This is a genomic window from Streptomyces barkulensis (assembly GCF_002843305.1).
Lineage (GTDB): Bacteria > Actinomycetota > Actinomycetes > Streptomycetales > Streptomycetaceae > Streptomyces > Streptomyces barkulensis.
In genome coordinates, this window is the sequence record NZ_PGSG01000009.1 from 46,353 (window position 1) to 69,058 (window position 22,706).

Consider the following 22,706-nt stretch of genomic DNA (forward strand, 5'->3'; position numbering starts at 1 on the left):
CGGAGGCGGCGGCCTGCGCGTACGGCCTGCGACGCGGACCCGCCCGTCAGGGCTTTCGGGCGACGGCGGCGTAGAGGGACACCTCGGCGTCGGAGACGTCCGCGAGTGGCTGGTCCGGCTCCGGCCGCCAGCGGTGCGGCACGGTCAGACCGGGCTCGACGAACTCCAGCCCGTCGAAGAACCGCAGGATCTCCTCGTGTGTCCGGGCCTTGGCCGAGGCCGCGGAGCCGGACATGGAGAGGCTGCTCAGGCGTTCCCAGGTCTCGGGGTCGAGGTCGGGGGTGCAGTGGGTGAGGGTGAGGTAGCTGCCCGACGGCATCGCCTCCACCAGCCGTGCGACGATCTCGTGCGGCCCGCTCTCGTCGCTGATGTAGTGGAGCAGCGCGTTGAGGGAGAGCCCGACCGGCCGGCTCAGGTCCAGGGTCTCGTGGAGCTCGGGGTGGTCCAGGATCGAGCCGGGGTCGGTCGCGTCCGCGTGCAGGTACACGGTGCGGCCCTCGGGGGTGCTGCGCAGCAGCGCCTGCGCGTAGCGCAGCACGATGGGGTCGTTGTCGGCGTAGACGACCCGGGCCTCGGGCGCGATGGCCTGGACGACCTGGTGCAGGTTGGGCTCGGTGGGTATGCCGGTGCCGATGTCCAGGAACTGCCGGATGCCCGCCTCGCGCACCAGCCAGCGGGACGCCCGGTGCATGAAGGCGCGGTTGACGCGGGCTCCGGTGCGCACCCCCGGCCAGAAGGAGATGACCGCCTCGGCGCCCTGGATGTCGGCCTCGTAGTTGGTCTTCCCTCCGAGGAAGTAGTCGTACATGCGCGCCGAGTGCGGTCTGCTGGTGTCGATGTCGTCGGCGGAGAAGCCCTGGGCGGTCATCTGGTCTCCCGTGGGGGGTGGTCGTGGTCGGTGGTGGTACCGGATTCAGGCGAGCAGGAAGTCGGCTTCCCCGAGCTTGGCGCCCCGGATGAAGGACTCGATCTCCTGGTAGGTGTAGATCAGCGCGGGGCCGTCGGGGTCGCTGGACTGCCGCAGGGCCACCCGTCCGTCGCCGAGCTTCATCGCTTCCACGCAGTTGCCGCCGTTGGTGCCGCTCCACGGCTTGTGCCAGCCCTCGGTCCCGAGCTCCTTGGCCGGCATTCCGTTGTAAATGTGACCCATCGGTCAGAACTCCTTGCGAATGTCACCGAGCAACTCCTCGGTGTGTCGTACTGATACGGCCTGCGCACCCATGCGGTCCAGTGCCTCCAGGTAGGCGGCCGTGTCGGGGCGCTCGTCCAGATAGACGGCCCCTGTGAGGCTCTCGGTGTAGACGATGTCCGGCAGTTCCGGTATGTCGAAGCGGAACAGCTGGAAGGGCCCGAACATGCCCGGGTGCGGGCCCGCCCCGAACGTCAGGATCTGGAGGGTGACGTTCGGCAGCGCGGTCGCCTCCAGGAGCCGGTCGATCTGCGCCCGCATGACCTCCGGTCCCCCGACGGGCCGGTGAAGGACCGTTTCGTCAACCACGACCCACAGCCGCGGGGCGTCCGGTTTCGCGATGAGCCGCTGCCGGCCCAGGCGCAGCGCGACCCGGCGTTCGAGCTCGTCCTCGGGCGCGTTGGGGAAGCCGGTGCGCAGCAGGGCGCGGGCGTAGTCCTCGGTCTGGAGCAGGCCGGGGACGCAGTGGGGCTCGTAGCCGCGGATGACGGAGGCGGATCCCTCCAGGCTGACGTACAGGCCGAACCAGTCGGGCAGTACGTCACGGAACCGGTGCCACCACCCCGGTCTGCGCGACTCCTCCACCAGCGCCAGGAAGGAGTCGATCTCCTGCCGTTCGACACCGTAGGTCTCCAGCAGCTTCTCCACGAACAGCGGTTTCAGGCCGACTTCGGCCTTCTCCATCCGCCGTACCGTCGCGGCGTTGACGCTGAGCGCGGCGGCGGCCTCCTCGAAGGAGCATCCGGCCTTTTCCCGCAGGTCGCGGAGTCGCAGACCGAGCACGATCCGCCCGACGGTCGCCACGTTCCCTCCCTCGAAACCCCTGGTCGAACAGTGAGTCTGACACACCGTCTATGACGTATGCAGCCTGCCTCGAATATTCTGCAATTTGCAAGACGCCTCTTGCCTTCTGCCTACCGCAGCGAGGATAGTGAGGGTCCCCACAGGCAGAAGTACGGAAAGGCGGACGGTCGTGGCGCTCTCCCCAGGCACGATGACGCTCCCGGGACCGGTCGGCGTGTGCCCTGACCTGCGCCAGGAGACATTCGAGCTGCCGGCCCAGCCCTTCTCCGTCGCCGACGCCCGCGACCGCGCCTTCGAGCGGCTGCTCCAGTGGGGCTTCTCCCCGGAGGTCTGCCGCACGGCACGGCTGGTGGTCTCGGAGCTGTTCACCAACGCCGTGCTGCACACGGACAGCGACCGCATCGGCTGCCTGCTGTACGTCGCCGACAACCAGATACGCATCGAGGTGCGCGACCAGGGCAGCTACGCCAGCACCCCGGTCCTGTGCTTCCCCCGGGCCGACGAGGAGCGCGGCCGGGGACTACAGCTGATCGAATCGCTCACACAGGCCTGGGGGGTGGAGTCCGCAGGACTCGGACTGGGCCACATCGTGTGGGCCGTCATCCGGCCCTGAGCCGTCCGGAGCCGGATGACCGCAAGGGCCCGGGTCCCCTCCCGGCGAGGGGAGGGGACCCGGGCCCTGCAGACAAGGACCAGGCCCGAGCCGCGTGGGGGCGGCTCGGGCCTTCCCCTGCCGGTCCTCCCCCGCCGGCCCTCGGCCCACGGGCGCCCGGCAGCCGCCGCGGGGCCGGTACCGGCAGGCGCGCCGGGCGGGCGCGCCGGGGCGGGGCGCGCCGCCGGTCAGCGCCCCCGCACCGCCTCGTGCGCCGCGTCCAGCGCGAGGTGCCACGGGTACTCCTCGGGGCGCCCCTGCCCCGGCGGGTTCGGCACGAAGCCGCCGGGGCCGTACAGCACCCGTACGCCCTCCCCGCGCAGGACCTCCAGCGAACGCTCGAACTGCGGATGCCGGGCGTAGGTGGAGTTCAGGCACGGCATCACCACCAGCGGGATGCGCTTGCCCATCGCCTCCGCGGCGAAGCCCACGACGAACGTCGAAGTGATGCCCAGCGCACAGGCGTTGACCGTGTGCAGGGTCGCCGGCGCCACCACCACGACATCCGTCCCGGGCCACGTCTCGGGCCGGTCGTAGGACCGGTAGGCGCTGCGCACCGGGTGGCCGGTCAGCTCCTCCAGCTCCGGCAGCCGGTCCTCCAGCCACTCCCGCGCGTTCGGCGTCAGCCCCAGGCACACCTGCCAGCCCCGCGCCTGCGCGTCGCGGATCGCGCGGTCGATGTGGACGACGGGCGGGGAGGCGCAACCGAACAGGTACATGACTCGGTTCCTCATACTCCGCAGTTCACCACACCTGATCAGCGCGAACTCACTGGGACGGGCGGCGGGTCGCGGGTACCGTTCAGATGCCGCGAGAAACGGAGGGCCCGGTATGTCCGCATCCGACGACGAGCACATCGGTAACCGGATCGCCGCCCAGCGCAAGCGCGCCGGACTCACACAACAGGGGCTCGCCCAGCGCATCCCCTACTCCTACAGCCTTCTGCGCCATGTCGAGAGCGGTCACAAGAGCGCCTCCCCGCAGTTCGTGGCCGCCGTGGCCAGAGCGCTGCGCACCGATGTCGCCACCCTGACGGGGCAGCCCGCGCACCCTCCCCGGCCCGACCGCGTCGACGGCCTGGTCCGGCCCATCCGCGAGGCGCTCGACCTGTACGACCTGCCGCCCGACCCCTGCGGTCCCGCCCTCCCCGCACCCGAACTGGTCGCGGCCGCCGACACGCTGTGCCGCGACGTGCGCGGCGCCCGGCTGTACCAGGCGGCCGCCTGCCTGCCGGGCCTCCTGACGGACCTGACCGTCTCCTGCCGGGAGCATCCGAGCACCGAGCTGTGGCGCGCCCTGGCGTCGGCGTACCGCAGTGCGCACGACGTGACGACGAAGCTCGGCAGCTACGACCTGGCCGTCGTGGCGCTGGACCGGATGGGCTGGGCCGCCGAGCACGCCGGCGACCCGCTGCTCGGCGCGATCCGCCAGTACAAGCGGGCCCTGTCCTACCGCAGCCGGGACGCCGAACACCGCATCGGCCTGCGCATGGTGGCGGTCGGACACGATCTGCTGCGCCAGACCGGGGAGAGCACCGAGAGCCTGGCGGTGGCCGGCCAGCTCCACCTGGGCGCGGCCGTGATCGCGGCCCGCGCGGGCGACGGGGCGGCCGTGGAGTTTCACCTCGCGCGGGCCGGGGAGATCGCCCGGCGCACCGGTGAGGTGGGAGCGGTGCACTGGCTGTCCTTCGGTCCGGCGAACGTCGGGACGCACGAGGTGTTCGCCCGGCTGGAGCTGCGCCAGTACGACGCGGCGCTGAGCGCGGCGCGCGCGGTGCGCCCGCCGCGCGGCTGGGCCGCCTCCCGGCGGGCCGCCCTGCTGGTGGACCGGGCCCGCGCGGAGATGGAGACCGGCCGGATCGAGGCGGCGCTGGCCTCGCTGGCGCAGGCGCGCGCGCTGGCGCCCCAGCAGACCCGCTTCCACCCCCGGGTGCGGGAGACGGTGCGCGGCCTGCTGAACCTGCGGCGCAGGTCGCCGGACACCCTGACCCGGATGGCCGCGTGGGTCGGCGTGTGACGGTCCGGCGGCGTGCGACGGCCGGCCCCGGACGCCGGGGCGTACACGCCCGCGCGCATACGCCGACGGCACCTGTCACCGAAGAGTGACAGTTGAGAGCCGGCCGCGCCGCCACTCTGTGTCCGTAAGCGACCGTGACAAGTCCGGGGGACCTCGTGCAGACCACACCAGACGCCACCCCACCCGCAGCCCCTGCCCCGACCGGCGAACCGCCCGGCCGGGACGGCCCGTTCGGCCGGGCCGTCCCGGAGGAGACCGCCCCGCCGGCCCCGGCGGCCGATGCCGACCCGCCGGAGGCGGCCGTCCTGGTGGACGCCGCCGCCGTCCAGCACACCATCGGCCGCGCCCTGGCCCACGGCAGCGCGCCCCTGCGCCACAGGGAACTGGTGGAGCTGGATGCCCGGTTGCGCGACCACATCCGGCTGCTGCTGCCGATCGCGCGGGCCCGCGCCGCCGTCCTGCGCCCCAGCACCGCCCAGTGGCTGCGCTACCGGGCGCGGCTGGACTGGATCACCAACCAGGCCGGGCGGGAGCTGGACAGCGGACTGCACTCCGCCCGGCAGCAGGTGAGGTCCCTCGCACACGACTGCCGATGGCTGCTGCGGCAGACCCCCGAGTGGAACAGGAAGGCGACACCGTGACCATCTCCCCGCACTCCGCTCCGGCCGGCACCGCCGTCCAGCCCCCGCCGACCGGCTGGCTGGACCCCACCGGCCGCGTACCCGCCGTCCTGGCCGCCTGGGAGCACGGCGCACTGGGCGAGGTGCCCGCCGGGATCGCCTGGGACGTGGTGCGCATCCCGCTGCCCCTCGCCCGGGAGACGGTCCGCAGGATGCGGGCGGCGCGGGCCCCGCTCGGCCCCGTGCTCTCCACCCCGCTCGGCGCGGACTTCGTCGTCGCCCTGGGCTCGGCGGACGGTCTGGAGGTCGCCGGCATGTCCGTCCTGGGCCGCGGCACCCTGGTGCTGCTGCCGCACCCGGACGTCGTCGAACCGGATCCGATCGGCAACCGGGGCTGGATCGTCCGCCCCTCGGACCGGGCGCCCGCCTGGGGACCCGACCTCCGCGACGCCTACGCCGAGGCCCGCGCCGCCGCGGCGGCCGAGGCCGCGGAGGCCGCGGAGGCCGCCGGGTGACGGGGGGTCGGGCCGCGCGCCCGGCCGAACCCGCACCGCGCACGCATGGGAGGCGGTCACCCGGATAGGCGTAACGGGTGAGCGATTACCAGGAGAGAGGCGTTCCCGCCGAGGCCGACGCGGTCCGGCCCGCGCCGCCGCGCGTACCCGCGGCGCCGCGGGCCCGGACGCTGACACCCCAGCCGCTGGAGCCGCGGCGGGACGGCGAGGGCAGCCTCGCCCATGTGGTGGAGACCCTCCTCGACAAGGGGCTGGTGCTCAACGCGGACATCATGGTGTCGGTGGCCGGTGTCGAACTCCTCGGCATCCGGCTGCGGGCGGCGCTGGCCTCCTTCGAGACCGCCGCGCGCTACGGGCTGGAGTTCCCCTCCGGCACCGATGTCGACACGGCCGCCTGGCGCGAGGCCCGCGAGGAGAAGGACAGCTGTCCCGAGTGCGGAAAGCGTTCTCCGGTGCACCAGTTGCTGGAGGACATGTGCCCGTGGTGCGGCTGGCGCAGCGCCCGGGCCCGGCTGGCCCGGGGCCGCGCCGCCCCGCGCGCCCTCGCCGGCGACGGCGACGGCGACGGCGACGGCGACGGCGGTCCGCACGACGGCGGGGACCCGGAGGACGGCGGGGACCCGAAGGGCGGCGGAGGCGGTGGCCGTGACGGCTGAACGCCCGCCGATGAAGCCCACCAGGGACCCGCGCGTGACGCTGGACGACCTCGTCGAGGTCCTGCTGAACAAGGGCGCCGTCCTCCACCTGGACCTCATCGTCTCGGTGGCGGACATCCCGCTGATCGGCGTCAGTCTGCGCGCCGCGATAGCGGGCATGGAGACCATGCTGGAGTACGGCATGCTGCGCCGCTGGGACGAGGACACCCGCGCCTGGGCCGAGCGCTCCACCGGACACCGCGACCTCGAACCGCGCGCCGGGGAGCGGCACATCGTCCACATGCGCGGCGGCCATCTGCTGGAGGACGGCTTCCAGACCACCTGGCGCCCCGGCACCGTCCACCTCACCGACCGGCGGCTGGTCGTGATGCGCCGCGAGCCGCGCGAGGTGCTGTGGGAGACGGAGCTGGCGGCGGTGCGTGCGGTGCGGCCGGAGAGCGAGCGGAGCGTCGGCGGCGAACAGCGCACCAGACTGCGCGTCGTCCTGACGGACGGACGCCAGGCCCTGCTGTCCTGCACCGAGCCGGAGAGGCTGCGCGCCCTGCTGGCCGGTACGTGCCCCGGCCCGCTGGAGACGTCCCCCGCCGGCCCGGAACGGGAGGACGGCGACGGAGGCGAAGGTGACGGCGGCGAGGGCGGCCGGGCGGTCCTCGAAGGCCACCTCTGGTACCACGAGCCGCGCCGCGACGGCCCGCTGTGGCGCGGCGGGCAGGGACGGCTCACCCCGGACGCGCTGGTGTGGAAGTCGCCGCTGGACGCCCGCCCCGCTCTGGTCCTGACCACCGACGACATCACCGCCGTCCGTACCGCGCCCGGGCGCTCACCGGCCGGCGGAGGGACGGTGGTCACCGTGGAGACGGCCTCGCAGGGGCCGGTGACGCTCACGGCCGACGAACCGGGGCGCTGGGCCGGGGCACTGGACTCACTGCGCACCGCGCAGCCGCTGCCCTCGGCCTGACGTCGGCCTGACGTCGGCCCGAGCTACGCGGACGGCGGCCTCTCAGGACGGCGGGCGGGCAGCGGGCGGGCAGCGGCCGGGAAGACAAGGACGGAGAAGACCATGGCCATCACAGTCGACGAGAAGAGTCTCAAACAGGGGGTGCTCTCCCTGGTCGTCACCCTGGTCGAGGTGATCCAGGAGGCCCTGGAGCGGCAGGCGCTGCGCCGGATGAACGGCGGCGACCTGACCGAGGAGGAGCTCGAACGCCTGGGCGACGCCCTGCTGGAGCTGGACGAGGCCGTCGAGGAGATCAAGTCCGACCACGGCATCACCGACTCCGTCGCGGACCTGCACCGGGGCCTGGACGAGGTGGTGGACGACGTGGTGGACAAACTGGTCAACCCCGCCCGCTGGGCCGAGGAGGCACGGCGGTGACGGAGCAGGCCCTGTACGTGTACGCGGTGGTGCCCGACCGGCCCGGCGCCGCCGACGGCGTCACCGGGATCGACGGGCGCCCTCTGCGTCTGCTGGCCGCCCCGGACACGGGGCTGGCCGCACTGGTCCACGACACGGAACCGGCCCCCTACCAGGGCACGGACGAGGACGTACGGCGCCGGGTGGCCGAGCAGGACCGGGCGGTGGTGGCCGTGTGGGAGCGCACCGGCGCGCTCCTGCCGATGACGTTCAACGTCCTGGTCGCCCCCGCTCCCTCACCCCAGGACCCCCGCACCGCCGGGGAGCGCCTGCTCGACTGGCTCACCTCCAGCGCGGCCGGGCTCCGCTCCCGGCTGGAGGCGCTGGAGGGCCGGGCGGAACTGCGGGTGGAGATCACCGTCGACCGCGCGGAGGCCGCCCGTGACGACGAGCGCGCCCGCGCCCTGGAGGCGGAGATGGCGAGCCGCTCCCCCGGGCTGCGCCGCCTGCTGGCCAAGCAGCTCGAACAGCTGCGCCGGGAGTCCTCCGAGCGCCTGGCCGACGTCCTCCACGCGGATGTGCGCCGCAGGCTGCTGGCCGTGGCCGAGGACCTGCGGGAGCGGTCGCGCGGCGTGCGCGACCCGGGCGAGGCGGACGTCCTCTCGGCGGCCCTGCTGGTGCGCACGGAGGACATCGAGGCGGTCGGCGCCGTGCTGGCCGCCGTCCGGGACGAACAGCCCGCCGCCCGCATCCGCTTCCTCGGCCCCTGGCCGCCCTACACCTTCGCCGACCTCCCCGACGGCCCCCGCGAGCCCGCCACCCCGGAGCCGGAGCACGCCCCGGAGCGGGACTAAGCGCTCCCGTCCGGGTTCCGTCCGGTCCTCACATGCCGAACTCCGCCGCTGAGAGCCCCAGCGCGGCGCAGGCCTCCCGGACGGCCTGCTGCTCGGACTGGTCGATGTGGCCGTCGGCGCCGGCGATGACGATGCCGGTCTGAACGACGGCCCTGGCCTCCGCCGGCTTCTTGGCGGCCTTGGCGATCTCCTGCAGCGCCTCCGCCCGGCCCGCCTGGAAATCGGCCGTAAGCCGGTCCACATGGCGGTTGAAGCGCTGGCGCAGCTGCTCGGGCGGGAAGTTCCGCAGAACGTCGTTGTCGACGATCATCGACTCCATGCGCTGCCGCTCCGACGGGTCCACATGTCCGTCGGCGGCGGCCACCAGCGCGCACATCGCCATGCTCGCGTCCCGGTACGCACCGCTTTTCAACTCGGCCTTGGCCGAGGCGAGCTGGGACTTCAGCAGGCCCACCAGCTGGGCCTTCGTCCCCCCTCCGGAGCCGGAGCCGGATCCGGGGCGGGAACCGTGGCCCTGGCCGACCACGCCCTGGCCGGCGGCCCCCGGCCCTCCTGCCCCCGGCCCGCCCGTGCCCTGCCCGCCCCGGGACTGCTGGAGGTTCCTGGCCTGGTCCTTGAGCCGGTCCCACATCGCCACTTGAGCCATCCCGTCCTCGGCCGCCGCCCGCCCGACGCGGGCCGCAGATCTTCGTTCACCGTCCGTCATCACAACGTCCCCGGGGCCCGTCCTGGTTCCACGGGCGCCCGGATCACCCTTTCGGGGCGGGCCGCGGCCGCCGGCTCAGGAATCGAGCACGGCGGCGACGGCCTCGATCTCCACGAGCTGATCGTCGTACCCGAGCACCGTCACTCCCATCAGGGTGCTGGGCACGTCGTGGTTCCCGAAGGCGTCACGGACGACTTCCCAGGCGGTCACCAGATCCTCCTGACGACTCGACGCCACCAGGACCCGCGTACTGATGACGTCCTCGATCGAGGCGCCCGCGTCGGCGAGCGCGGTCCGCATGTTCTCCACCGCCTTCGCCGCCTGCCCGGCGTAGTCGCCCTTCGCCGCCGTGGACCCGTCCTCGTTCAGGGGGCACGCCCCTGCGAGGAAGACCAGCCGCGCCTCGGCGGGCGCGGTGGCCGCGTAGGCGTACTCGGCGGCGTCGGACAGGGAGCCGGAACGGATGAGGGTCACGGCACGGGGCACGGCGGTTCCTCTCGGCAAATCTGCGGGCCTGCGGCTCTGCGGGGCGCGGGTCCGCGGGTCCTGGGGGCCGTCAGCCTGCCACAGCCCACCGGGCCCGCTCCTCCGTATAAAAACGGGCGGAAACCGCTTCTCCGGGCGCCCCGTCAGGCGGCCGGCTCCTCCGGCAGCGCGGCGAGCAGCCAGTCGTGGGCGGCGCCGGGAGTCGGCTCCGGCGGACCGGCCGACGGCGCGGTCACCTCGGCGACGAGCTGCCAGTAGCGGTCGATGCGCGGATCGGCGGCGAGTTGGCTCCTGAGCCCGCGCCGGAAGCCGGGGGTGTCGCGCGTGCCGCGTGAGCGGGCGTAGGCGGAGACGAAGCAGTCCAGCGCCTCGCCCCGGTGCGGCGGCCGCCCCGCCCGCATCGGCTCGGCCGCCAGCCCGTACGCCTCGACGAGGCCGCCGTAGAGCACGGCCGGGCGGTAGCCCTCCTCCGGCCGGTGCGCGGCGGGCTGACGCTGCCGGGCGGTGCCGGGGCAGGGGCCGGAGACGAAGGCGTGCAGCCGGGCGAAGGCCAGCACCTGGGCCGGGGTCGGGTCGTCCGGGGGCTGCGGAATCGCGTGTTCGAGGATCTCCGAGACCAGCCGGGCCGGGAGCCGTGGCGGCAGCCAGCCCCGCCAGAAACGCGCCAGCGCCGCCGTGCCGGGCGGGGCGGACACGGCGCCGACCAGCCGCAGGCGGTCGGCGCGCTCCTCGGCCGTGCAGCCCTGCAGCAGGTGGAGGGCGGCCTCCCGCCAGCGCAGGGCGGCCAGTTGCGTACCGACGTCCCGCAGCCGCCCGGCGACGACGTCCTCCAGCGCGTCGTCCCGTTCCAGGGCCCGGCCCACCTCGGGGACCGGCACACCGAGGGCGCGCAGCGAGCGGATCGTGCGGAGCCGGTCGAGCGCCTCGGGGCCGTAGCGGCGGTGGCCCCCGGCGCTGCGGACGGCTTCGGGCAGCAGTCCGCGGTCGGAGTAGAAGCGGACGGTCTTGACGGTGGCGCCCGCCCGCTCGGCGAGCTCCCCGATGCTCCACAGGCCGTCAGGGGACAAGGCTTGAACCTCCCTCAGGGGGAGTTCCTACCGTACCGGCGAGCGCGGGCGGCCCGCGCTCGAAGGAAACGGGGAGGAGCATCGCCATGACGGCTTTCGTACTGGTGCCGGGCGCCCACACCGGTGGCTGGGTGTGGGAGGGGACGGCCTCCCGGCTGCGGGAGTCGGGAGCCGAGGCATACCCGGTGACGCTCACCGGCATGGGCGGCCCCGGCGACCCGGCGGGACCGGGCACCGGCCTGGAGACGCACATCGACGACCTGGTACGGCTGATCGACGGGCTGGACGCGCCCCGGGTGGTGCTCGTCGGCCACTGCTACGGCATTCACCCGGTGCTGGGCGCGGCCGGGCGGCGCCCGGAGCGGATCGCCCGGATCGTCCACCTGGACACCGGCATCCCCCGCGACGGCGACCCGGCCCTCGCCCTCGTGCCCGACGGCACGGTCCGCGAACGGCTCTCACGCGCGGACGGGCGGGGCGGCGGGCACGGGAACGGGCTGCTGCCTCCGCCGTCCCCGGACGGCTGGCGGCGCTGGGGCAGCACCGCGGGCGTGCCCGAGGATGCGCTGGAGCGGCTGGCCCGCCTCGCCGCGCCCCAGCCCGTAGGCACCCTCACCCGGCCGCTCCGGCTGAACGAGGCCGTGTCGCGGATACCGGCGACCGGCGTCCTGTGCACTGCCAACGGGCCGGGTATCGCCGCGGTCGAGGCCATGGTGGGACTGGGCGACCCACGCTTCCTGGCACTCACCGGCCCCCGGGTGGACTTCTTCGAACTGGCCACCGGGCACTGGCCGATGCTCTCCGCCCCCGATGAGCTGGCCGGCGTACTGCTGCGGGCCGCCGCGGGAGAGGGGCATCGGATCTCCCCGCCGCGGGACGAACGGCCCGCGCATCTACGGCCGTTCATCGTGGACGTGCCCGAGGCGCGCCGTGAGCGGACGGGACGGGTCGACCTCCACCTGCCCGAAGCGGACGGCCCCCGCCCCGCCGTGGTGTTCGTCCACGGCGGCCCGGTCCCGCCCGAGGCGCACCCCACTCCCCGGGACTGGCCCGCCTTCACCGGCTACGCCCGGTACGCGGCGAGCCTGGGCGCGGTCGGCGCGACGGTGGACCACCGGCTGCACGGCATCGCCGACTACGGGCGAGCCGCCGAGGACGTCCGCGAGGCCGTCCGCCTCGTACGGGCCGATCCGCGTGTGGACGGGGACCGGATCGCGCTGTGGTTCTTCTCCGGCGGCGGGCTGCTGTCGGCCCACTGGCTGGCCGCGCCCCCGCCGTGGCTGCGCTGCCTGGCGGCCACCTACCCCCTGCTCGCACCCCCGCCGGGCTGGCCGGTCGACGCCTCCCGCTTCCACCCCGCGACCGCCCTGCGCACCGCGGGACGGCTGCCGGTGGTGCTGACCCGGGTGGAGCTGGAACTCCCCGAACTCGCCGCCGCCATCCAGGATTTCCTGACCGCGGCGGAGCACTGCGAGGCCGCCGTGGAGGTGATCGACGTACCCGGCGGTCACCACGGCTTCGAGACCGTCGACCACACCGAACCGGCCCGCCGGGCCGTGGACCGCGCGATGCGGTCCGTACTGGGTCACCTGCGGAACTGACCCGCCCGTGGCGGGAACTCCCGGCGCGCCCCGGCAGTCCCCTCCCGTACGGGGTTCTCGTTCCGAGCGGGAGGGGTTGAGGTCACATGGCGGGAGGACGCGTCGTGCGTGCGGCCCGGAAGACAGGCGAGCACGTGGCCGAGTTCATCGGCGAGATCCTGCTCGAGGCGGCGCTCGCCATGGCCGCCTGCCTCATCCTGGCAGCGGGAGCAGCCGTGTTCCTGGCGGGCTGGAGGATCAGCCCCCTTGCCGCCGGCGGCTCGCTCGGCGGCTTCCTGCTCCTCGTCGGCTACGGCGCGTGGGAGGTCTTCCGGCCCGGGAAGCCCGTCCGGCGCGGACGTCTCACCACGGTGGCCATCACCGCCTTCGCCCTCGTCCTCCTGGTGCTCTACGGGGCTTCGTGCGAGTGCCTGTGACCCCCGGCCGCCCCCTGACGGCCCCGGCCGAGCGCCGAAGGCGGTCGTCGTGATTCGGGAGCGAACCGCTCCCACACTCCGTTGGCGTAGCCGGCGGAACCCGGTAACGTCGCCCGGCGTGAACACCGGACCGGCGCCACGCCACACGCGGATCGGCTGTCCGGTGGAGGGCTGACCGCACTGCGGGGGCGCGGAAGGCGCCCCCACGGTTCGGCACGCGGACCTCCCCGCGCTTGTGCACCGCGAGTCCATCTCTCCGTGCCGAGCGACAGCGAGGTCAGCCAAGTGTCAGTCACCTTCAACCACACCATCATCGCCTCCACAGACCGCGAGGAATCGGCCCGGTTCTTCCGGGAGCTCCTGGAACTGCCGGAGGCACCGTCCTGGGGCGTGTTCACCAACATCCAGCTCACCGACGGCGTGCTGCTGCAGTTCACCGAGCCTCCGGTGGAGATCCAGATGCAGCACTACGCGTTCCTGGTCGACGACGACCTGTTCGACCGGGCGTACCGGCGGCTGTGCGAGTGCGGTGTCGAGCACTGGGCCGAGCACTGAGCCGATCCGCGGATGCGGCGCCCGGGCGAGACCAACACCGAGCACGGCGGTCGCGGGGTGTACTTCAAGGACCCCTCCGGTCACGCGATCGAGCTGATCACCCGGCCGTATCTGTAACCGGCCGGGCGCGGCCGCTGACGCCGGGCGGTGACGCGCCGCCTGCCGCCGTCGAGTTCCCCCGTACGGCCCGGGGCCGTCTCCGGGCCGTACGGGCCGAGCCCACGGCCACCGTCCGGCCGCTCCCCGGAGGCTGTCAGTACCGGGTGACAGGATGCCCTGCCATGACCGCACCGATCAGTGAGTCGTGGACGCGAATCGAGAACTGGCTGGCCGGGCACGCCCCGGCCACCCGTGCCGCGCTGGCGCCGCCCGCGGACCCGGCGGACATCGCCGAGCTCGAACGCCTCGTCGGCCGACCGCTGCTGAGACCCCTGGTGCAGTCGCTGCTGCGGCACGACGGCCTCCTCGACCAGCGTTCCTGGCTGCTGCCGGGCTCCTACAGACCGTTGAGCACACGCGAGACGGCGGCCCAGTGGCGGCTTCTCACCGGCTTCTACGACAGGTGCGCGACGGACGAGGAGGAGGAGGAAGAGGTCTACCACTTCATGGAGCTCGGATTCAGCAGCGCCCTGTACGGGCATCCGCAGTTGATCCCCATCGCACGGGACATCCGCGGAGGCTGCCTCGTACTGGACCACCGTCCCGAGACCGACCGGGGGTGCGTCCACGAAGTCGAGGCCGTGGAAGGCGTCATGCGCGGGTCACACGAGATGTGGACCTCCCTGCCCGTACTCATGGAGCGGATCGCCACATCCCTCGAAACCGGCGAGCCCCTCGACGGCTACACACCCGTGGTGGACGAGGAGCACAGGCTCTCCTGGGACTTCACGCCACTGCGGTAAGACGGTGTGCGACAACGGTGGCGTCCGGCCGTCGACAGCCCCCCTTCCAGCCGAAGGTGTCGGGGCCGGCTCCACACCGGTGCTCTGGAGCGCTTCCCCGGCCGAACCGTACGCTCGCTCACGACTCGACCGGCCGTGGAACCCTCAAAGCGGGCCTCCACCATGCGGCGACAATGCTGGAGGCCCGCCCTCTCGCCTTGGAGCGATCATGGATTACGCACGCGCCCTGAAAGCAGTCGTGATCACGGCCGTCGCCACAGCGGCCGGCCACCTCACGATGAGCGCCGGGTTCGCGTGGGCCCGCGCGCAGGAACCGGACCACCCGGACGACTGGTCCGGTTTACCCGGATTCAGCGCCACCGTCCTCGCCACGTGGACACTCATGCCCCTGGCGCTGTGGATCGGGATGCGCGTCCTCGGCGAACGGCGCACCTGGCTCCAGATCCTCCTCGGCACACCGCTGTGGATCGGCGTCTCCTCGGTGTACATCGACGACGTCGACCGCCCGGGTGGGCTCATGTCCGTACCGGTCCTGGTCGCATTCGTCCTGGCAGGCGCGCTCCTCGGCGCCTACGACCCCGGTTCCGCCCGCGACGACGAGGCGGGAACGGAACGGGCGTGAAGTCGCCATGGAGGCGACGGTCATGAGCCTTCGGCCGTCCGCGTTCCTGTGCGGGCTCCGGCGGACGAGCTGGACGTGGAGGGCCGTCAGCCGTGCGGCGGCCCGACCACGGCTGGACACGGCCACTGGTACCGGGCGGCGACGCGGAGGACCCCCGGCCCTGGTGGGCCGGGGGGCTTTGTGCCGGTGGGCGCAGACGGGTTCGAACCGCCGACATCTGCCTTGAAGTTCGATCCGTTGCCCCCGGCGGACCCGTTTGACCGCCTACCATGGGATTTGTCCTGCCTCCTCTGGATTGCCCAGAAACGCCGACATCCGTGCTTGTTGATGTCAACCGCTGATGTCAGTGCGTGGCTCTGGATGATTGAGGAGCGGCGAAAGGACGTCTCGGAGATCTTCAAGCTTGCGGTAGTGAAGAGCCGTCATCCCCAGGGCACGGGCCGCGGTGACGTTGGCGGCGGTGTCATCGATGAACAAGCAGCGATGGACCGGAGTCCTGAGGCGTTCGGCTGCGATGAGATAGGCGCGGGCATCAGGCTTCGCGACGCCGATCCGGGCGGTGTTCACGACGACATCAGCGAGAGCGTCGAGCCCTTGCCGTGCAAGGTCTCGCTCCAATCGTGTCGTAGCGTTGGAGAGCAAAGCGACCTTGGCGACCTTCCGGATATTCTTGAGCAGGGTCGCGACCTGGTGATCGACGCGAGGCTCGAGGTTGGACCAGGCATTGACCAGGTTGCGGGCGCGTTCTCGTGACCTGCACACCTCGGCGATGTCCTTGGCTACGGCGGAACGCCACTGCTCATCAGTGATCTCCCCGGTGATCGCGGGACGCAGGCGGGCAGGCGCGAAGGCCGCCGCCGAAAGAGTGCCCTCGGGGAGTCCGTGTGCACGGTCGAGATCAGCGTGTCCAGGGACGGGCCAGTGACGAAGCACGCCGTCGACGTCGCATAGCACGGTGTCGTATGGGGCGGCATGCGTGACGCCGTCGGTAGCCACTCGGGCACCCTAGTGTGTGGCCTGAGGTAAATCGAGGCCCGGCGTCCTATATGGCGTGCGGGGCCTCGGTGCTGCCGGGGAGCGATGTAAGTCGGCGGAGCGACTTTGGGCGAGAGATCGAGGGCTCGTACGCTGGCCGGCGAATCGGGCTGGCTCCTGGCCTGCCGCCAGACCGTCTCCCTGGGCCGCCCCTATGCGGGCCAGACGGTGAGCGTGTCCGTGTCGGACACGGTCACCGTCGAGCTGGACGACCAGGTTCGGGTCATCCGGCACACGACCGACATCCCGGTCCGTAACGTGAAAGCCGGCAAACCTCACGAGGTTTCCGGTGTTGTCTAGGCCCAGCGTCAAGCATCATCTGGGACCCGACAGGACCGGTTGGGCTGACGCTGACGGTCGTGTTCGATGGTGTAGGCGACCGTCTCGGCGCAGTGGATGACCATCTGGAGGCGGTTGAGCACGTCGCGGCGGGCGGCCTCGATGAGGTCCTGGTGGGTCGGCGTCGGCTCGGTGCTGGTGTGGGGTGTCCAGAAGCCGCGGTGGCTGTGTTCGGTGACGATGTCCTGGCAGGCGCGGATCACGGCGTTCAGGGCGGCGGTGATCTCGTAGCGGTACAGCTGCTCGGTCTGGGCAGCACGGTCGAAGGTCACGGGTAGGGCCTTGGGATCGGTCGGGCGGTGAGCAGGTAGCGGATGGCGTCGTCGTAGACGGTGTGGGTGTAGGGCGTGCCGGAGGCGAGGGCGGCCAAGGCGTGTTCGTGGGCCTGGTCGTCGTGGAGCCAGGCCAGGACGGGGCGGGCGGCCGGCGGGTCGAGCTGGTCGCCGATGTGGCGGGCCCGCAGCTGGAGCCAGCGCAGGGCGAGCCGCGGTGAGCCGGCCGTGTGGGCGCCGAGGGGGAAGGTGCGGCCGTCGTCGGGGGTGGAGGCGATGGCCTGGCACCGGTAGATGCGGATCAGCACGGCTGGGCTTCCCGCGTGGTCGGCAGTGCTGCGGGGAGAGGGAGCCGGGCGGTCACCGTGTGACCGCGAGCGGTGTGGTGGACCTTCACGTCGTCGGCCAGCGTGGCGACGATCTCCAGTCCTCGGCCATGGGTGGCCTCGGCGTCGGGGTGGGTGATGCGCGGGTGGGTGGTGGTGGCGCCGGTGTCGGTGACGGTGAGCGTCACGGCCTCGGTGGTGCGGGTGATGGTGACGCGGAAGGCCGGTCCGGTGGTGTGAGTGACCGCGTTGGCGCCCAGCTCGGTGACGATCAGTGCCGCGTCGTCCACACAGGAGGTGTCGGCGAGGAGTTTGCGGGTCCATTCGCGGGCCTTACGTACCTCCTCAGGACGTCCCGCGAAGGTCCGTCGATGCATGAGCATGCGCTCCTCCTTGCTCTGAGCTGCGGTTTTCAGCGGTGCCGAGGTCTGGCAACAGACACCGCCACGCTCGCACGTACAATAAGTACTAGCACCGTAGCCATAGTGCGAGTACTTGAGGTGCTAGATCGCACTTTTAGTACTGGTCGACTGCCGAACAGCGCTCGCCACGGCGTGGTGCAGAGCCGGAATGCCAAGACGGAGAAGGAGAGCCGATGTTCGGTCTGATGGTGCGCTTCACCTGCAAGGACGAGGCGGCGGCAGCGGCGTTCGACGCGCTGGTGGCGCGGACCGGGGAGCAGATCCGCACCCATGAACCCGAAACGGTGATCTACACCGTGCACCGTGTTGACGGCCGCCCCCTGGAACGGATCTTCTACGAGCTGTACCGGGACGCCGACGCCTTCGCCTTCCACGAGGCGCAGGACTACGTGCGCGCCTTCCTCGACGAACGGGGCCGGTACCTGTCCGCCGTCGAGGTCGACCGTCTGGAGTTCGTCTCCGGCAAGGGTGTCGGTCATGAGCGCTGACTACGAGAAGACCCTCGGCCGCAGGATCGCCTCCCACCGCAGGCGCAGAGGTCTGTCGCAGAAGGAACTCGCCAGGCTCCTGGACCGCTCGGAAGCCTGGGTGTCGCAGGTGGAACGCGGAGTGCGCCGCATCGACCGCATGACGGTCCTGGAGAAGGTCGCCGACGTTCTCGGCCTGCCGGTGGCCGAACTCGCAGCGGGATCACCGGTCCTGGCGTCGAACACCGAGGGGAAACCATCCGGAGCACACCGGCTGCGGCTGGCACTGAGCGGTTCACACCGGCTCAGTGCCGTACTCGGGCAGCCGGAGCACCCGGACATGCCGGCCCTGCGCACCGATGTGGAACGCGCCTGGACCCTGACGCACGAGGGCCGGTACGCGGAACTGTCCGACTTGCTGGAACGGCTCGTGCCGCACCTGGAGTCGGCGGCCCGATCCGGTACCGGGGAGGACCCCGCCGAGCCGCTCCGTCTGCTGGCCTCCATGTACGGCGCATACGGTGCGGCACTGGCGAACATGGGCGAGCCGGACGTGGCATGGGTCGCGGTCGACCGCGCCATCGCCGCCGCCGAACGCACCGGAGATCCGCTGTTGATGGCGGCCGGTGAGTTCCGGCTGTCGATCGTCTTCCTCGGCTCCGGGTACTACGAGCAAGCGGCCCGGGTCGCGCGCAGCGCCGCAGAAGCCCTGGCACCACTGGCCACGGAGGGACGACCGGAGACCGTGGCTCTGCGCGGCGCTCTGACATTGCAGCACGCGGTGGCCTCGGCCCGGCTGGACCGAGGTGAGGAGGCGTATCAACTCCTCCGGCACGCACGCGAGATGGCCGAGCAGGTGGGAGAGGGCCGCAACGACTACAGCACGGAGTTCGGACCGCTCAACGTCGGCCTCCACGAGGTCGCCATCGCCGCCGATCTGGGCGACGCCGGTACCGCACTGCGCGCCGCCGAATCCGTCGATCCTTCTGCGCTCTCCTCCGAGCGGCAGGCGCGCTTCCGTATCGATCTCGCCAGGGCCCACGCCCAGCGCCGGCAGATCGAAGAGGCGACGGTCGCCCTCACCGAAGCCCGGCGCCTCGCCCCCGAACTGGTCCGCGCCAAGCCGGTGGTCAGGCAGCTCGTGTCCGACCTGTTGGTCATGAGCCCCCAGCCGTCCGCGTCCCTGCGGACCCTGGCGGACGAGATGGATGTGGAGGGCCGGTAGCCGTGCGGCGGCCCGACCACGGCCGCTGATGTCGGACGGCGACGCGGAGGACCCCCGGACCTGGTGGGCCGGGGGTCCTTGTGCCGGTGGGCGCAGACGGGTTCGAACCGCCGACATCTGCCTTGTAAGGGCAGCGCTCTACCGCTGAGCTATGCGCCCGGGGTGAGCCCACAGCGTACCGTGCCGCGCCGTGTGCGCCACAAACGCGGGAGGCGGGGGCTGTCCCCACCCCGGGTCCGGTGGGGTGCCGGATGCCGTCGGCGGGCGGGGATCCATAGCGTCGGCAGGGCGCCGCCGGGCAGCCCCATCGAGCACCCCGCCGAACGGATACGGAGATCCCCATGACCACCGAGACCCGCCGCAGCACCGTACGCGCCCTGGTCGCCGTCGTTCTCGCGGTGGCCGCCACCGCCGGGGTGGCCGGGTGCGTGGACGCCGGTGACGTGCCGCCCGAACACCGAACCTTCGAGGTCGGGGAGGAAGTGGAGAAGCTGGTGGTCGACGTCGAGGACTCGCCGGTGGAGGTGGTGGCGGCGGACCGGGACGACGTACGGGTGACCCGGTGGTTCGACGGGGTCGCCTACGGCGGCAGCACCGGGGCGCGGTGGTCGATGGAAGGCGGGACGCTGTCGCTGGGCCCCGCCTGCTCCGGGCTCGCGAGCTGCGACATCCGGCACCGGGTGGAGGTGCCGCGCCGGCTCGCGGTGCGGGTCGAGGGCCGCAACGGGGACGTTGACGCGCGCGGGTTCGGCGAGGCGCTCGCGGTCTTCGTCGACAACGGCGGGATCCAGGTGCGCGATGTCACCGGGCCGCTGGAGCTCAGCGGCGACAACGGTTCCGTCGAGGCCACCGGGGTCGGCTCCAGCGAGGTGGTCGCCGAGGCGGACAACGGCGGGCTGAAGCTGGCACTGGTCCGGGTGCCTCAGCGGGTGGAGGCCCGCGGCCACAATGGTTCGGTCACCGTCGAGGTGCCCCGCGCCGCGTACCGCGTGGACGCCGCGGCCGAGAACGGCGGGGCCCGAGTGGAGGTGCCGCGGGGCGGCGCGGGCGATCCCGCCATCACCGCCCGCGCCGCCAACGGCGATGTGACCGTGCGCCCCGTGGGCCGGCGGGACCGGTCGTGAGGTGATCGCCCCGGTCGCCTCCCGTGTGTTCCCCCGGGCCGGGTGGGAGAATGGCAGCCGGGCCGGCGAGGGCGTAAGGGGAGAGGACACACGTGGCGGCGATGAACGGCGGCGGCGCACGCCGCTGGGGCTGGGGCGGCGGCGGGCGTGCCGAGAGCCGGCGTGCCGAGGCCCAGGCCGCGAAGGACGCGGCGGCCACCGCGTTCTACGAACTGGACACCGCGCAGCGGGATCTGCGGATCTCCATCGAGACCCTGGCGGCCGTCGACGACTCCCCGGCCTCGCGCCGGGCCGTGGAGGACTTCGCCGAGTTCGGACGGCGGATCGACCAGGTCAGCCATGAGTACATCGCCACCGTGGACGCCCACGACCTGGAGCGCGACGACCTGGACGCCGACACCGCCTCCCGTGCCCGCCGGGCCCTGGACGAGGCGCGGGAGGACCTGGAGCGCACCCGCGCGGACCTGGAGCGGTTCGGGCAGGGGCTCGGTCCGCTGCTGGAGAAGGCCGAGACGCAGCTCGCCCGGCTGGCGCCCGCCGTGGAGCGGGCCCGGCAGGCGCTGCTGGGCGCGACGAAGGCGCTGGACGCCGTACGCGCCGCCGGGCTGCGGTCCGACGAGGCGGCGGCCCGGCTGGCCGCCCTCTCCCCCGAGCTGACCAGACTCAACGAGGGCGCCGCGCGCCACGGCGTGCGGGACACCCTCCAGCGGGCCGAGCGTGTGCTGCGGGAGGCGGAGGGGGTGCGCAGGGAGGTCGAGCTGCTGCCGGAGCGGGCGGCCGGGACCGACCGGCGGCTGTCCTCCCTGCGCACCCGCGCCGAGGCGCTGCGGCACCGGGCGGAGAACGTCGGGCCGGTGCTGAGCGAGCTGCGGCGGCGGTTCACCGTCGCGTGCTGGGAGGATCTGCAGAACGTGCCGGAGCAGGTGGCGGACGCGGTGCGGCAGGCGGAGGAGAAGCTGGCCGAGGCGCGTACCGCCCGGCAGGAGCAGCGGTGGGCGGACGCCACCGCCCGGCTGTCGACGGTGCGGGCGCTGCTGAACGACGCGGACGAGGCGGTCTCGGCGGCCGGTGAGCGTCTGCGGCGGCTGAACGAGGTCTCCTTCGACCACAGCGGCGAGGTGGAGCGGACGCGCTTCGCTATCCGTGACGCCCAGCGGCTGGCGATGGCCGGGCGCAGCCATCCCGATCCCCGGCACGCGGGTCCGCTGGACGAGTCGGTGGCCCGGCTGGAGCGGGCGGTGGCGGGGCTGTCCGGGCGGCATCCGGACTGGTGGGGCTTTGTGACGGAGCTGGACGCCATCCGCGAGACGGTGGCGGACGTGGTGCGCCGGATACGCGAGGAGCGGGCGGCGGGCGGCTGAGCCGCGCGGCCGGGCGTGGTGGCCCGGCCCCGCCCGGCCGTACGTACGCGGCCCGCTCCCGCCGTGGTGCCGCGACCGCTGTCCAACCGCTGTCCAACCGCTGTCCACAGGCTCCCCGCGATCGCCGGACCGGCGCTTATCCTGCTTGCATGCCCCGATACGAGTTCCGCTGCCGCGCCTGCGGCACCACGTTCGAAGTGAACCGACCGATGGCCGAGTCCGGTGCGCCCGCCAGCTGCCCGGAGGGCCACGGCGACACGGTGAAGCTGCTGTCCACCGTCGCGGTGGGCGGTGCGGCCGCCCGTTCCTCCGCCCCGGCGCCGAGCGCGGGCGGCGGAGGGGGCGGAGGGTGTTGCGGGGGCGGCTGCTGCGGCTGAACGGGAGAGCCGGGGTCGTCCGGCGGAAGCGGCCCGCGCGGGTGCGGGCTACCGCCTGCGCGCGATGGTCACGCCGTCGGCGACCGTCAACATGATCGACTCCATCCGGTCGTCGGCGAGGACATGGTCGTTGAAGGCCCGGATCGCGGCGGCGTTGCCGGTGGCCTCCGGGTCGGCGACCTCGCCGTGGAAGAGCACGTTGTCCGCGACGACCAGCCCGCCCGGCCGCATCCGCGGCACCAGTTCCTCCCAGTAAGCGATGTAGTTGTCCTTGTCCGCGTCGAGGTAGACGAAGTCGATCTCCGGCTCGGCGGGCAGGGCCCGCAGGGTGTCCAGGGCCGGGGCGATGCGCAGGTCGATGCGGTCGGCCACGCCCGCCCTGGCCCATGCCTCGCGCCCGAGGGCCGTCCACTCCTGCGAGATGTCGCAGGCGATGAGCGTGCCGTCCTCGGGCAGGGCCTGGGCCATGGCGAGGGCGGAGAAGCCGGTGAAGGTGCCGACCTCCACCACGCGGCGGGCGCCGGTCAGCCGTACCAGGAAGGCCAGCATCGGGCCCTGTTCCTGGGCGGACTGCAGCCCGGCCCGGTCGGGGAAGCGGGCGTGCGTGGTCTCCACCAGGTCGCGCAGGACGGGGTCGAGCGGCGGGTTGTGGTCGAGCACGTACCTGTACAGCTCGGCGGTCTGGAGGGGGCGCTTGTCGCGGGGTGCCGGTGTGGTCATGCCCGCATCCTCGCTCAGGTCCG

The 22,706-nt window shown here is 73.0% G+C and carries 29 protein-coding genes, 1 tRNA gene and 2 pseudogenes; 19 read left to right on the forward strand and 13 right to left on the reverse strand.

Annotation, left to right across the window (positions count from 1 at the left end; translation table 11 throughout):
• Window positions 1-46 precede the first annotated feature (46 nt).
• From CUT83_RS01965 to CUT83_RS01975, 3 genes are read right to left on the reverse strand one after another with little or no spacing between them, the layout of a single operon-like run.
• Window positions 47-868 carry an SAM-dependent methyltransferase gene (locus CUT83_RS01965; protein WP_101254136.1) on the reverse strand — a complete coding sequence of 274 codons (822 nt, stop codon included), beginning with the start codon at window positions 866-868 and terminating at the stop codon, window positions 47-49.
• A 45-nt stretch (window positions 869-913) separates the two neighbouring features.
• Entirely contained in the window at window positions 914-1,150 is a 237-nt protein-coding gene (locus CUT83_RS01970; RefSeq protein WP_093654814.1) for a DUF397 domain-containing protein, read from the reverse strand.
• 3 nt (window positions 1,151-1,153) lie between these two features.
• Window positions 1,154-1,993 carry a Sco1979 family transcriptional regulator gene (locus tag CUT83_RS01975; protein ID WP_240958131.1) on the reverse strand — a complete coding sequence of 280 codons (840 nt, stop codon included), beginning with the start codon at window positions 1,991-1,993 and terminating at the stop codon, window positions 1,154-1,156.
• A gap of 169 nt (window positions 1,994-2,162) precedes the next feature.
• Between CUT83_RS01975 and CUT83_RS01980 the strand changes: the two genes are divergently transcribed.
• On the forward strand, window positions 2,163-2,606 hold the full coding sequence (locus tag CUT83_RS01980) for an ATP-binding protein (protein WP_143688464.1): 444 nt from the start codon (window positions 2,163-2,165) through the stop codon (window positions 2,604-2,606).
• 227 nt (window positions 2,607-2,833) lie between these two features.
• On the opposite strand, the gene CUT83_RS01985 is transcribed toward CUT83_RS01980, so the two are convergent.
• Window positions 2,834-3,364, reverse strand: a complete 531-nt coding sequence (locus tag CUT83_RS01985) for a flavoprotein (protein ID WP_240958133.1) — start codon at window positions 3,362-3,364, stop codon at window positions 2,834-2,836.
• 112 nt (window positions 3,365-3,476) lie between these two features.
• Here CUT83_RS01985 and CUT83_RS01990 point away from each other — a divergent pair, with 112 nt between their 5' ends.
• The 7 genes from CUT83_RS01990 (at window position 3,477) to CUT83_RS02020 (ending at window position 8,660) form a co-directional block, all read left to right on the forward strand.
• Window positions 3,477-4,661 carry a helix-turn-helix domain-containing protein gene (locus CUT83_RS01990; protein ID WP_101254139.1) on the forward strand — a complete coding sequence of 395 codons (1,185 nt, stop codon included), beginning with the start codon at window positions 3,477-3,479 and terminating at the stop codon, window positions 4,659-4,661.
• A gap of 155 nt (window positions 4,662-4,816) precedes the next feature.
• On the forward strand, window positions 4,817-5,302 hold the full coding sequence (locus CUT83_RS29980; RefSeq protein WP_101254140.1) for a DUF6415 family natural product biosynthesis protein: 486 nt from the start codon (window positions 4,817-4,819) through the stop codon (window positions 5,300-5,302).
• Window positions 5,299-5,796, forward strand: coding sequence for a hypothetical protein (locus CUT83_RS29985; protein WP_101254141.1), 498 nt, complete (start codon window positions 5,299-5,301; stop codon window positions 5,794-5,796). The genes CUT83_RS29980 and CUT83_RS29985 overlap by 4 nt, the downstream gene beginning before the upstream one ends.
• Before the next feature lie 77 nt (window positions 5,797-5,873).
• Window positions 5,874-6,452: a gas vesicle protein gene (locus tag CUT83_RS31315; protein ID WP_277347730.1), complete on the forward strand. Its 579-nt coding sequence runs from the start codon at window positions 5,874-5,876 to the stop codon at window positions 6,450-6,452.
• Window positions 6,442-7,410 carry a gas vesicle protein gene (locus CUT83_RS31320; protein ID WP_277347731.1) on the forward strand — a complete coding sequence of 323 codons (969 nt, stop codon included), beginning with the start codon at window positions 6,442-6,444 and terminating at the stop codon, window positions 7,408-7,410. The genes CUT83_RS31315 and CUT83_RS31320 overlap by 11 nt, the downstream gene beginning before the upstream one ends.
• 102 nt (window positions 7,411-7,512) lie before the next feature.
• Window positions 7,513-7,827 (forward strand): gas vesicle protein K, encoded by a 315-nt coding sequence (locus CUT83_RS02015; RefSeq protein WP_093848949.1) that lies wholly within the window; start codon window positions 7,513-7,515, stop codon window positions 7,825-7,827.
• Window positions 7,824-8,660, forward strand: a complete 837-nt coding sequence (locus CUT83_RS02020; protein WP_101254143.1) for a GvpL/GvpF family gas vesicle protein — start codon at window positions 7,824-7,826, stop codon at window positions 8,658-8,660. Before CUT83_RS02015 ends, CUT83_RS02020 begins: the two co-directional genes overlap by 4 nt.
• A gap of 28 nt (window positions 8,661-8,688) precedes the next feature.
• Here CUT83_RS02020 and CUT83_RS02025 read toward each other — a convergent pair whose 3' ends face one another.
• The 3 genes from CUT83_RS02025 to CUT83_RS02035 all read right to left on the reverse strand — a co-directional run bounded on the left by CUT83_RS02025 (window position 8,689) and on the right by CUT83_RS02035 (window position 10,919).
• Entirely contained in the window at window positions 8,689-9,297 is a 609-nt protein-coding gene (locus CUT83_RS02025; protein WP_101254144.1) for a tellurite resistance TerB family protein, read from the reverse strand.
• Between the two features lie 144 nt (window positions 9,298-9,441).
• Window positions 9,442-9,852 (reverse strand): RidA family protein, encoded by a 411-nt coding sequence (locus tag CUT83_RS02030; protein WP_101254145.1) that lies wholly within the window; start codon window positions 9,850-9,852, stop codon window positions 9,442-9,444.
• A 143-nt stretch (window positions 9,853-9,995) separates the two neighbouring features.
• Window positions 9,996-10,919: a helix-turn-helix domain-containing protein gene (locus CUT83_RS02035; protein ID WP_240958134.1), complete on the reverse strand. Its 924-nt coding sequence runs from the start codon at window positions 10,917-10,919 to the stop codon at window positions 9,996-9,998.
• An 86-nt stretch (window positions 10,920-11,005) separates the two neighbouring features.
• Here CUT83_RS02035 and CUT83_RS02040 point away from each other — a divergent pair, with 86 nt between their 5' ends.
• The 5 genes and pseudogenes from CUT83_RS02040 (at window position 11,006) to CUT83_RS02060 (ending at window position 15,015) form a co-directional block, all read left to right on the forward strand.
• On the forward strand, window positions 11,006-12,520 hold the full coding sequence (locus tag CUT83_RS02040; protein WP_101254146.1) for an alpha/beta hydrolase: 1,515 nt from the start codon (window positions 11,006-11,008) through the stop codon (window positions 12,518-12,520).
• A gap of 104 nt (window positions 12,521-12,624) precedes the next feature.
• Complete coding sequence (locus CUT83_RS02045; RefSeq protein WP_143688466.1) at window positions 12,625-12,936, forward strand: hypothetical protein; 312 nt, start codon at window positions 12,625-12,627, stop codon at window positions 12,934-12,936.
• Window positions 12,937-13,221: 285 nt separating this feature from the next.
• A pseudogene (locus tag CUT83_RS02050) lies at window positions 13,222-13,608 on the forward strand (VOC family protein).
• Between the two features lie 164 nt (window positions 13,609-13,772).
• Entirely contained in the window at window positions 13,773-14,393 is a 621-nt protein-coding gene (locus CUT83_RS02055) for an SMI1/KNR4 family protein (protein ID WP_101254148.1), read from the forward strand.
• Between the two features lie 208 nt (window positions 14,394-14,601).
• Window positions 14,602-15,015: a hypothetical protein gene (locus CUT83_RS02060; RefSeq protein WP_143688467.1), complete on the forward strand. Its 414-nt coding sequence runs from the start codon at window positions 14,602-14,604 to the stop codon at window positions 15,013-15,015.
• A gap of 330 nt (window positions 15,016-15,345) precedes the next feature.
• Here CUT83_RS02060 and CUT83_RS02065 read toward each other — a convergent pair whose 3' ends face one another.
• Window positions 15,346-16,011 carry an HAD-IA family hydrolase gene (locus CUT83_RS02065; protein WP_101254150.1) on the reverse strand — a complete coding sequence of 222 codons (666 nt, stop codon included), beginning with the start codon at window positions 16,009-16,011 and terminating at the stop codon, window positions 15,346-15,348.
• A gap of 156 nt (window positions 16,012-16,167) precedes the next feature.
• On the opposite strand from CUT83_RS02065, the pseudogene CUT83_RS31675 reads away from it, so the two are divergent.
• A pseudogene (locus CUT83_RS31675) lies at window positions 16,168-16,350 on the forward strand (hypothetical protein); the annotation flags it as partial.
• Window positions 16,351-16,358: 8 nt separating this feature from the next.
• On the opposite strand, the gene CUT83_RS02075 reads toward CUT83_RS31675, so the two are convergent.
• Genes CUT83_RS02075 through CUT83_RS02085 form a run of 3 tightly spaced genes read right to left on the reverse strand, consistent with a single transcriptional unit; the run spans window position 16,359 to window position 17,370 of the window.
• A complete protein-coding gene (locus tag CUT83_RS02075) occupies window positions 16,359-16,661 on the reverse strand; it encodes a hypothetical protein (protein ID WP_101254151.1) in 303 nt (100 codons plus the stop codon).
• Entirely contained in the window at window positions 16,658-16,969 is a 312-nt protein-coding gene (locus CUT83_RS02080) for a hypothetical protein (RefSeq protein ID WP_101254152.1), read from the reverse strand. The genes CUT83_RS02075 and CUT83_RS02080 overlap by 4 nt, the downstream gene beginning before the upstream one ends.
• Entirely contained in the window at window positions 16,963-17,370 is a 408-nt protein-coding gene (locus CUT83_RS02085; RefSeq protein ID WP_101254153.1) for an ATP-binding protein, read from the reverse strand. The genes CUT83_RS02080 and CUT83_RS02085 overlap by 7 nt, the downstream gene beginning before the upstream one ends.
• A gap of 212 nt (window positions 17,371-17,582) precedes the next feature.
• Between CUT83_RS02085 and CUT83_RS02090 the strand changes: the two genes are divergently transcribed.
• Window positions 17,583-17,897, forward strand: coding sequence for a putative quinol monooxygenase (locus tag CUT83_RS02090; protein WP_101254154.1), 315 nt, complete (start codon window positions 17,583-17,585; stop codon window positions 17,895-17,897).
• Window positions 17,887-19,101 carry a helix-turn-helix domain-containing protein gene (locus CUT83_RS02095; RefSeq protein WP_101254155.1) on the forward strand — a complete coding sequence of 405 codons (1,215 nt, stop codon included), beginning with the start codon at window positions 17,887-17,889 and terminating at the stop codon, window positions 19,099-19,101. Before CUT83_RS02090 ends, CUT83_RS02095 begins: the two co-directional genes overlap by 11 nt.
• Before the next feature lie 87 nt (window positions 19,102-19,188).
• Here the strand turns inward: CUT83_RS02095 and CUT83_RS02100 are convergent.
• Window positions 19,189-19,260: transfer RNA gene (locus tag CUT83_RS02100), tRNA-Val, on the reverse strand.
• Between the two features lie 182 nt (window positions 19,261-19,442).
• On the opposite strand from CUT83_RS02100, the gene CUT83_RS02105 reads away from it, so the two are divergent.
• From CUT83_RS02105 to CUT83_RS02115, 3 genes are all read left to right on the forward strand, one after another.
• Window positions 19,443-20,225 (forward strand): DUF4097 family beta strand repeat-containing protein, encoded by a 783-nt coding sequence (locus CUT83_RS02105; protein ID WP_101254156.1) that lies wholly within the window; start codon window positions 19,443-19,445, stop codon window positions 20,223-20,225.
• 101 nt (window positions 20,226-20,326) lie between these two features.
• Window positions 20,327-21,586, forward strand: a complete 1,260-nt coding sequence (locus CUT83_RS02110) for a hypothetical protein (protein ID WP_101254297.1) — start codon at window positions 20,327-20,329, stop codon at window positions 21,584-21,586.
• A 149-nt stretch (window positions 21,587-21,735) separates the two neighbouring features.
• On the forward strand, window positions 21,736-21,963 hold the full coding sequence (locus tag CUT83_RS02115; protein ID WP_093848961.1) for an FmdB family zinc ribbon protein: 228 nt from the start codon (window positions 21,736-21,738) through the stop codon (window positions 21,961-21,963).
• A 48-nt stretch (window positions 21,964-22,011) separates the two neighbouring features.
• Here the strand turns inward: CUT83_RS02115 and CUT83_RS02120 are convergent, their stop codons facing one another.
• The gene (locus tag CUT83_RS02120; protein ID WP_101254157.1) at window positions 22,012-22,683 is read right to left on the reverse strand and encodes an O-methyltransferase; all 672 of its coding nucleotides are present in this window, start codon (window positions 22,681-22,683) and stop codon (window positions 22,012-22,014) included.
• Between the last annotated feature and the right edge of the window lie 23 nt (window positions 22,684-22,706).

What these genes read in the sequence shown, in the direction of transcription:
- CUT83_RS01965 (WP_101254136.1), bottom strand. Translation starts at nt 868, where the DNA reads ATGACCGCCCAGGGCTTCTCCGCCGACGACATCGACACCAGCAGACCG.
- CUT83_RS02105 (WP_101254156.1), top strand. Translation starts at nt 19,443, where the DNA reads ATGACCACCGAGACCCGCCGCAGCACCGTACGCGCCCTGGTCGCCGTC.
- CUT83_RS02060 (WP_143688467.1), top strand. Translation starts at nt 14,602, where the DNA reads ATGGATTACGCACGCGCCCTGAAAGCAGTCGTGATCACGGCCGTCGCC.
- CUT83_RS02095 (WP_101254155.1), top strand. Translation starts at nt 17,887, where the DNA reads ATGAGCGCTGACTACGAGAAGACCCTCGGCCGCAGGATCGCCTCCCAC.
- CUT83_RS02040 (WP_101254146.1), top strand. Translation starts at nt 11,006, where the DNA reads ATGACGGCTTTCGTACTGGTGCCGGGCGCCCACACCGGTGGCTGGGTG.
- CUT83_RS02085 (WP_101254153.1), bottom strand. Translation starts at nt 17,370, where the DNA reads ATGCTCATGCATCGACGGACCTTCGCGGGACGTCCTGAGGAGGTACGT.
- CUT83_RS01985 (WP_240958133.1), bottom strand. Translation starts at nt 3,364, where the DNA reads ATGTACCTGTTCGGTTGCGCCTCCCCGCCCGTCGTCCACATCGACCGC.
- CUT83_RS01990 (WP_101254139.1), top strand. Translation starts at nt 3,477, where the DNA reads ATGTCCGCATCCGACGACGAGCACATCGGTAACCGGATCGCCGCCCAG.
- CUT83_RS02055 (WP_101254148.1), top strand. Translation starts at nt 13,773, where the DNA reads ATGACCGCACCGATCAGTGAGTCGTGGACGCGAATCGAGAACTGGCTG.
- CUT83_RS02115 (WP_093848961.1), top strand. Translation starts at nt 21,736, where the DNA reads ATGCCCCGATACGAGTTCCGCTGCCGCGCCTGCGGCACCACGTTCGAA.
- CUT83_RS02110 (WP_101254297.1), top strand. Translation starts at nt 20,327, where the DNA reads ATGAACGGCGGCGGCGCACGCCGCTGGGGCTGGGGCGGCGGCGGGCGT.
- CUT83_RS02015 (WP_093848949.1), top strand. Translation starts at nt 7,513, where the DNA reads ATGGCCATCACAGTCGACGAGAAGAGTCTCAAACAGGGGGTGCTCTCC.
- CUT83_RS01970 (WP_093654814.1), bottom strand. Translation starts at nt 1,150, where the DNA reads ATGGGTCACATTTACAACGGAATGCCGGCCAAGGAGCTCGGGACCGAG.
- CUT83_RS02120 (WP_101254157.1), bottom strand. Translation starts at nt 22,683, where the DNA reads ATGACCACACCGGCACCCCGCGACAAGCGCCCCCTCCAGACCGCCGAG.
- CUT83_RS02090 (WP_101254154.1), top strand. Translation starts at nt 17,583, where the DNA reads ATGTTCGGTCTGATGGTGCGCTTCACCTGCAAGGACGAGGCGGCGGCA.